This is a genomic window from Dokdonella sp. (genome assembly GCF_039926425.1).
In the GTDB taxonomy this organism is placed as follows: Bacteria; Pseudomonadota; Gammaproteobacteria; order Xanthomonadales; family Rhodanobacteraceae; genus Dokdonella_A.
Genome location: NZ_JBDSWZ010000128.1, coordinates 1 through 7,005, shown reverse-complemented (window position 1 = coordinate 7,005; position 7,005 = coordinate 1). Strand labels below are relative to the sequence as shown.

The 7,005-nt window shown below is 65.3% G+C and carries 7 protein-coding genes; 3 read left to right on the top strand and 4 right to left on the bottom strand.

Annotated elements, in window-relative coordinates:
• Positions 1-88: 88 nt before the first annotated feature.
• The 4 genes from pxpB to ABIV12_RS07885 form a co-directional block, all read right to left on the bottom strand.
• Positions 89-817 carry a 5-oxoprolinase subunit PxpB gene (pxpB, locus tag ABIV12_RS07900; protein WP_348057997.1) on the bottom strand — a complete coding sequence of 243 codons (729 nt, stop codon included), beginning with the start codon at positions 815-817 and terminating at the stop codon, positions 89-91.
• Positions 817-1,233 (bottom strand): HIT domain-containing protein, encoded by a 417-nt coding sequence (locus ABIV12_RS07895; protein ID WP_348057994.1) that lies wholly within the window; start codon positions 1,231-1,233, stop codon positions 817-819. Before ABIV12_RS07895 ends, pxpB begins: the two co-directional genes overlap by 1 nt.
• Positions 1,230-1,907: a dienelactone hydrolase family protein gene (locus ABIV12_RS07890; protein ID WP_348057992.1), complete on the bottom strand. Its 678-nt coding sequence runs from the start codon at positions 1,905-1,907 to the stop codon at positions 1,230-1,232. Before ABIV12_RS07890 ends, ABIV12_RS07895 begins: the two co-directional genes overlap by 4 nt.
• 184 nt (positions 1,908-2,091) lie before the next feature.
• On the bottom strand, positions 2,092-4,170 hold the full coding sequence (locus ABIV12_RS07885) for a diguanylate cyclase (protein WP_348057990.1): 2,079 nt from the start codon (positions 4,168-4,170) through the stop codon (positions 2,092-2,094).
• A gap of 200 nt (positions 4,171-4,370) precedes the next feature.
• On the opposite strand from ABIV12_RS07885, the gene rimO reads away from it, so the two are divergent.
• The 3 genes from rimO to ABIV12_RS07870 all read left to right on the top strand — a co-directional run.
• Positions 4,371-5,690: a 30S ribosomal protein S12 methylthiotransferase RimO gene (gene rimO / locus ABIV12_RS07880; RefSeq protein ID WP_348057988.1), complete on the top strand. Its 1,320-nt coding sequence runs from the start codon at positions 4,371-4,373 to the stop codon at positions 5,688-5,690.
• A gap of 4 nt (positions 5,691-5,694) precedes the next feature.
• A complete protein-coding gene (locus ABIV12_RS07875) occupies positions 5,695-6,570 on the top strand; it encodes a DUF3025 domain-containing protein (protein WP_348057986.1) in 876 nt (291 codons plus the stop codon).
• Positions 6,571-6,800: 230 nt separating this feature from the next.
• Positions 6,801-7,005 (top strand): ATP-binding cassette domain-containing protein (locus tag ABIV12_RS07870; RefSeq protein ID WP_348057999.1); only part of this gene is annotated, 205 nt, incomplete at its 3' end.

Genomic DNA, 7,005 nt, shown 5'->3' with positions numbered 1-7,005 from the left:
CCGGCGTGCCCGATCCCGAACGATGCGCCGCCGACGCGTCCGCGATCCTGCAGAGTGCTCAGCACGCCCGGTTTGAGCACGCGGACGCTCACGCGGATCGATCCTTTTCCAACACGTCGAACGCGTGCTGGGCGATCGCGTGGAATCGCACGCGATCGCCGGCCGCGAGCAGGCACGGCGTCGCTCGCCACGGGTCGAACAGGACCAGCGGCGTTCGTCCGACCAGCTGCCAGCCGCCAGGAAGCTCGCGTGGATAAATGCCGGTCTGCTCTCCGCCGATCGCAACCGAACCTCGCGGGACGCGCAGGCGAGGGTCCATCCGACGTGGCGCATGCAGCGCCGCATCGAGCCCGAGCAGGTACGGAAATCCCGGCGCGAAGCCGAGCATCGCCACGATGTAATCAGGTGCGGTGTGGAGCGCGATGACTTCGGCGCGATCGAGGCCTGCAATGCGCGCGACACGATCGAGGTCGGGTGCGTTCTCTCCGTCGTAGCAGACCGGAATGTGCACCAACGCGCCGTCGACGTCCGCATGGCGCGGCGGCGCCGAAAAGACGGATCCCACGGCGTCCGCCAGGTTCTGCCATGGCATTCCGTCGCCATCGGCCCAGGCTGCCGGTGCATAGATCAATGCGACGCTGGCATACGCCGGCACCAGGTCGACCACGCCGGGCAGCCGGGCCGAGCGCAGGATCGCGGTGGCCTCCTGCACATGCGCATTGATCTGGACGTCGATCCGCGATCCGAAGCGGATCAGCAGGGTGGTTTCGCCAAGCGGCTCGAACGTGACGGCGAAGTCGGCGACGGCTGCAGCCATCAGGTCAGTGTGGGCGCGAGAGCTTCACGCAACCTGGCGAGGGTCCGCGCGCGCGCGCCGGCCTCGTAACGGATTCGCTCGCCGTGTCCCCACACGGGCTGTGGCCACGCGGCATCGGTGGTGTACCGGACGATGACGTGCACATGCAACTGCGGAACGATGTTGCCGAGTGCGGCGACGTTGAGCTTGTCGGGCGTCAGCAGCGTCTCCAGCGCGCGTCCCACGTGGGTGAGTTCGCCCATCAGGCTGTGCCGATCCGCTTCGTCGAGATCGACCAGTTCGCGCGCGCCGGCGATGCGCGGCACCAGGATCAGCCATGGAAAGCGCGCATCGTCCATCAGCAGCACGATCGACAACGGCAGCTCGCCGAGCGGATGGGTATCGGCGACGAGCCGCTGATCGATCGGGAAACTCATGCGCGCATTCCGGCCAGATGTTCGTCGAGGAACGCCAGCGTCCGTTGCAGCGCGAGCTGCGCACTTCGCGCGTCGTAAGCGCGCGAATCGACCTCACGATCGAACGCGTGACCCGCAGGGTAGGTGTGAAACGCCGCGTCGGGCCACGCAGCACGCTGCCGGTCGATCGCTTCGGGTGCAATGGAGGCATCGCGCCCGCCGAAGTGGAACATCAGCGGCGCCTGCGGCACCTGATCGAGAAAGTTCACGTTCCTCGCGCCGTAGTAGCTGACAGCCGGGATGCCCAGACGGATCGCAGCGAGCAGCGCAACCGTTCCTCCCCAGCAATACCCGACGCAACCAGTCTTTCCCGCCGAACCGATCGACTCGGCTGCACTGGCCACGTCGTCCACCGCCTGCGCAAATGTCGTCTCGCCGACGAGCGCCTTGCCGCGGGCGAACCCGGCTTCGTCATAGTCCAGCTCCACCCCGGTTTCGACGTGGTCGAACAAGGCCGGCGCGATTGCGGTGTAGCCGAATTGGGCAAAGCGATCGACGACGTGACGCATGTGCGCATTCACGCCGAAAATTTCCTGCACGACCACCAGGCCGCCCTTGGGCGTGCCGACAGGATGGGCAACATACGCGCCGATACAGTGCATGCGCGAGGTATTGAGTTGAATCGTCTGGCCCATGGATTTTCCGCGTCGAGTCACAGACTTTGAAGACTAAGCGGATGTGCTCGCTTGTCAATTGTCCGGGTCAGGCTTTCATCGCCGGTTTCTCCGGAAAGGAGAAGGACGGTCGAGCGCGCCGGCACGCGTGGACCGCCAGCGTTGGGGGAGACGCAACACAACCCGTATGGCAGCGCGGTTGCCTTCAGATCACGTAGCGGTGCACGCAGTTGCGCCCGGCGCTTTTGGCCGCGTACAGCGCGCGATCGGCGGCTTCGAGCAATGCCTCTGTCTTGGCCGGTGAATCAATCTGGTCGAGAGAGGCGACGCCGATGCTGACGGTGGCGTCGATTCGCAGACCGGGCGCGAGTTCGACGAGGCGTTCCTGCACCTTGAGCCGGATCCGCTCGGCGACCGGCAAGACTGCATCGGCTTCGCGGTCGACGATGACCGCGACGAATTCCTCGCCGCCGATGCGACCCATCAGATCGTCCGCACGCAGGCAGCGGCGGATCGCGTCGACGCCTTCGATCAACACCGTGTCGCCGACCGCGTGGCCGTGCAGGTCGTTGATCCGCTTGAAATGATCGAAGTCAATCACCAGAACCGCGAGGTTGCGTTGCGTACGCGTGCTGTCGGCGATGCTGTCTGACAGCCGCTGCAGCAGATGGCCGCGGTTCATCACGCCGGTCATCGAATCGGTGATCGCCACCTGGTACAGATCGATGGCCTGGCGCTCCAGGCGCAGGTTCGCCTGACCGAGAGTTGCGCGGTGGCGTTCGATTTCGGCGTTGCGCATCGCCAGCGCGCGATTGAGCTGGCTGACCCCGACGAATCGCCAGACGACCAGTCCGAGCAGCACGCCGAGCGTGACTAGCACGCCGAGATCGATGTTCCGCTGCAGGCCCTGTTTTTCCAGCAGCGCAGCCTGCAACTCGTTGTCCTTGCCGAGCAAAGCCAGGCGCTGCTCCGCTTCGGAGCGTGCATGGCGCGTTTCCAGTGCGGCCAGTTGGCGGCTCGCGCGAATTCCGAGCAGTTCCTCGCGGACCGCGGCGTGCTTGTGTGCAAAGCGCAGTGCGTCCGCATCGTTGTTCTCGGCACGCGCCAGTTGGTCGCGCGATGCATACGCATGCGCCAGTTGAGTGCGCAGCTGCGAGGACTCCAGCCCTGCAGTCGCTTCGTCGAGCAGTCCGCGGGCATGCAGCGTGTCGTGCCGGATGAGCGCAAGGTCGGCCTTCAGCAACAGCGCGCTTGCGACGATCTCGTGCTGCCCGAGTTCGCGGCCGAGCGTGAGGGCGGCATCGAATTCATCGCCGGCTTCCTGGTATTCGCGCTGGCCGACCATCGCGCGACCCAGTTCAAGGTGTTCGAGACCCTGGTGCGGTCGATCGCCGAGGGCTTCATCGATGGCCAGCGCCTCGGCGGCCGCGCGACGCGCGGCCGCGAACTCGCCGAGATCATTGAGCAGGCCCGCATACGAGCCGATCACCGGCGCGTATGCGGCTGGACTGCCGCTGCGTGCGGCGATGTCGATCGCCCTCTGGAAATAGGTGCGCGCGGTCGCCGTATCCTCGATTTCGCGGTAGAGGAGGGCGACATTGCGGTAGGCAACATCCAGACGATCGCCCGAACGCTCGCGCAACGCGACCGATTCGAGCGCGCTGTCGAGCGCTTGGGCAAAGTCCCCGCGGTCGCGGTAGAGCGTGGCGAGATTGGCCAGTGCGAGCGCCGCACTCGATGGGTCGTTGTTCGCGCGACTCAGCTCGAGCGCACGTTGCTGATGCGTCAATGCGGTGTCGAGGTGGCCGCGTCGCCGCTCGATGACGCCGAGGTTTTCTTCAGCCACCGCCTCATAGGTGGAACGGCCAGTGCGACGCGCCAGTGCGAGCAGATCTGCAGCGATTTCTTCGCCGTGAGCGTAGTTCCCGTTCGACAGCGCGATATCGGCGCGCCGACTGAGCGCCGTTCCGTAGCGATCGTCGTCGCCGCGTTCGCGCGCCAGTTCCGCGACGCGCTGCCACTGCTTGTCTGCGACGGCGTTCGCGCCAGCTGCCGAGAATGCATTGGCGGCGAGCCAGGCCAGGGTTTCCCCGGTCTGCGGGCCGCCCAGGGCGCGCATAAACGCGACCGTCGCCGGTTCCGAAAGGACGGCATCCAGTTCCGTGCTTGCTCGCAACGTCGATGCTGCCGCGATGGCGCGCGGATAGACATCGCGGACAGGGATGGCGCCCGCAGGCAGGGAGAACAACAGGAAGACGGCCAGTCCGAGGCGTGCCGCCGCCATTCGGCCTTCCCGGGCGGCCGGTTGCTGCCACTTCACTCGTCGTCCCCTGGTTGCAACGGTGGCCTGCGCGATCGCGGGAATTTGTCCGCGGTTCGCGCATTCTGCCAATACAGCCCGCCTTAATGCGAGCGGCGTTCGCGATTTGACGCGATCAAACTGCATCGACGGTAAACTGTCGGCCCGAGATCTCCGGCGATTCCATGTCCCTGCGCAACCCCAAAGTCGGTTTTGTCAGCCTCGGCTGCCCCAAAGCCCTGGTCGACTCCGAGCGCATCCTCACGCAGTTGCGCGTCGAAGGCTACGTGATCGTGCCTGACTACGACGCTGCCGATGTGGTCGTGGTCAACACCTGCGGCTTCATCGATGCCGCCGTCACCGAGTCGCTGGACGCGATTGGCGAGGCGCTGCAAGAAAACGGCAAGGTCATCGTGACCGGTTGTCTCGGCAAGCGCGCGGACCTGATCCGCGAGACGCATCCGGATGTGCTGTCGATTTCCGGACCGCAGGACTACGCCAGCGTGATGAGCGCGGTGCACGCGGTCCTGCCGCCAAAGCACGATCCGTTTCTCGACCTGGTGCCGCCGCAGGGCATCAAGCTGACACCGAAGCACTACGCATACCTGAAGATTTCCGAGGGCTGCAACCACCGATGCACGTTCTGCATCATTCCGTCGATGCGCGGCGATCTGGTGTCGCGACCCGTCGACGAGGTGCTGATCGAGGCCGAAAAGCTGGTCCGCGGTGGCGTGAAGGAGTTGCTGGTGGTGTCGCAGGACACCAGTGCATACGGCGTCGATGTGAAATACGCCGAACGCGAATGGCGTGGCAAGGCGTACCAGACGCGCATGAACGGACTCTGCGAAGGCCTCGCCGAACTCGGCGTGTGGACGCGCCTGCACTACGTGTACCCGTATCCGCACGTCGACGACATCATCCCTTTGATGGCCGCCGGTCGCATCCTGCCTTACCTCGATATCCCGTTCCAGCACGCGAGTCCACGCATTCTCAAGCTGATGAAACGCCCGGGCGCGGTCGACAAGGTGCTGGCGCGTGTGCAGGCGTGGCGCAAGGCGTGCCCCGACCTGACGATCCGCAGTACGTTCATCGTTGGATTTCCCGGCGAAACCGACGCGGAATTCGAGGAGCTTCTGTCATTCCTGCGGGAAGCACGACTCGATCGCGTCGGCGCGTTTGCCTATTCGCCCGTCGATGGCGCGAAAGCCAACGCGTTGCCCGATCCGGTGCCCGAATGGCTGAAGGAGGAACGCCTCGAACGATTCATGGAAGTCCAGGCCGACATTTCCGCCGAGCGTCTCGGTCGCAAGATCGGAACGCGCCAGCAGGTGCTGGTCGACGAAGTGGATGCCGACGGCGCGATCGCGCGTTCAAAATCCGACGCACCGGAAATCGACGGCATCGTACGCATCGACAACGGCCAGAAGCTCAAGCCAGGGCAGTTCGTCGACGTCGACATCATCCACGCAGACGAACACGACCTGATCGGTCGTTTGCCCAGCTGATTGCATGCCGACGGTCGAACAATTCACGGCCGACTCGCCGGTCGGCGTCCCGTCGGCTGGCCACCATCCACTGTTCAAAGCATGGGTCGATCCGGTTGGCGCGATCGACGGTGGGCAATTGCCCGGTCTTGCGGCGCTCGAAAACTGGCGTGTCGCAGCGCAGATGCAGGACGGCCTTGCGCGCCCGGCGTTCTGCGCGCAGGACGCACAACTGCTGGCAGATGGTCTGCACTACGAAACGCGGATTGCCGAGCGCGGCGTGCTCGCGACACGCGAGCGCGATCCCCATGATTTCTTCAACGCGCTGGTCTGGCTGCGCCACCCACGCCTCAAACAGGCGCTCAATGCGCGGCAGGTTGCCGACATCGCGTGCGTTGGCCCGAAGCAGCGCACCCGCGGACAGTGCGCGCTGACCCATTTCGATGAAGCAGGTGCAATCGTCTGGATCGCGGATCCGAAGCTGGTGCGTTTGTGGGACGCGCACGACTGGGCGGGATTGTTCGGGACGGAGCGCGCTGCGTGGGGCGATCGAATCGCGGTCACGGTGTTTGGCCATGCGTTGGTCGAACACGTCTGGCGCGGACATCTGTTGCCCGGCGCCAAGGCGTTGGCGGTGGAGGTTGCGCCGGCCTGCCTGCGCGATCAGCGACCCGATTCCAGCGGTCTGCTGCGTGGTTGGCCGGAGATGGAAGCGCAGGTCGCCGACGCGATCGCAGCGGGCGAACTGCTGGCGGATCCACAGGACCAGAGGCCTTTGCCGCTGGCCGGCTTGCCGGGATGGCATCCGTCCGACACCAGCGCACAGTTCCTGCGCGACGCACCGTGTTTTCGACCGCTGCGCGCCGGACGTCGCTATCCGCCGCCGATGCGCTGCGGCTGATCCGTCAGGTTCGCGCATCGCTGCATCCGGTGCAGGGAACTTTCCGCGGGCTTTGCGGTAATCTTTTCCGGCGCCCCGAAATTGATGTCCGGGCAGGTACGACCCGCCGCCATTCTGCGGAACGTGGTCTGCACGCCTGAAACGGGACGCCCTCCACCCCCAAGTCATCAGCCCGTGTGATTCCGGGCCGGCGGGGTTTCATGCCGATCGAAAAAGGTGCGCAGACGACGATGATCGAAACCCGACAGATCACCAAGCGCTACGGCGAGTTCACGGCCGTCGACGCGATCACGTTCAAGGTGGAACCCGGCCAGGTGCTCGGATTCCTCGGCCCCAATGGTGCCGGCAAATCGACCACGATGAAGATGCTGGCCGGATTTCTCGCGCCGACCTCCGGTGGCGCAACGGTGGCCGGATTCGATATCGAGACCCACC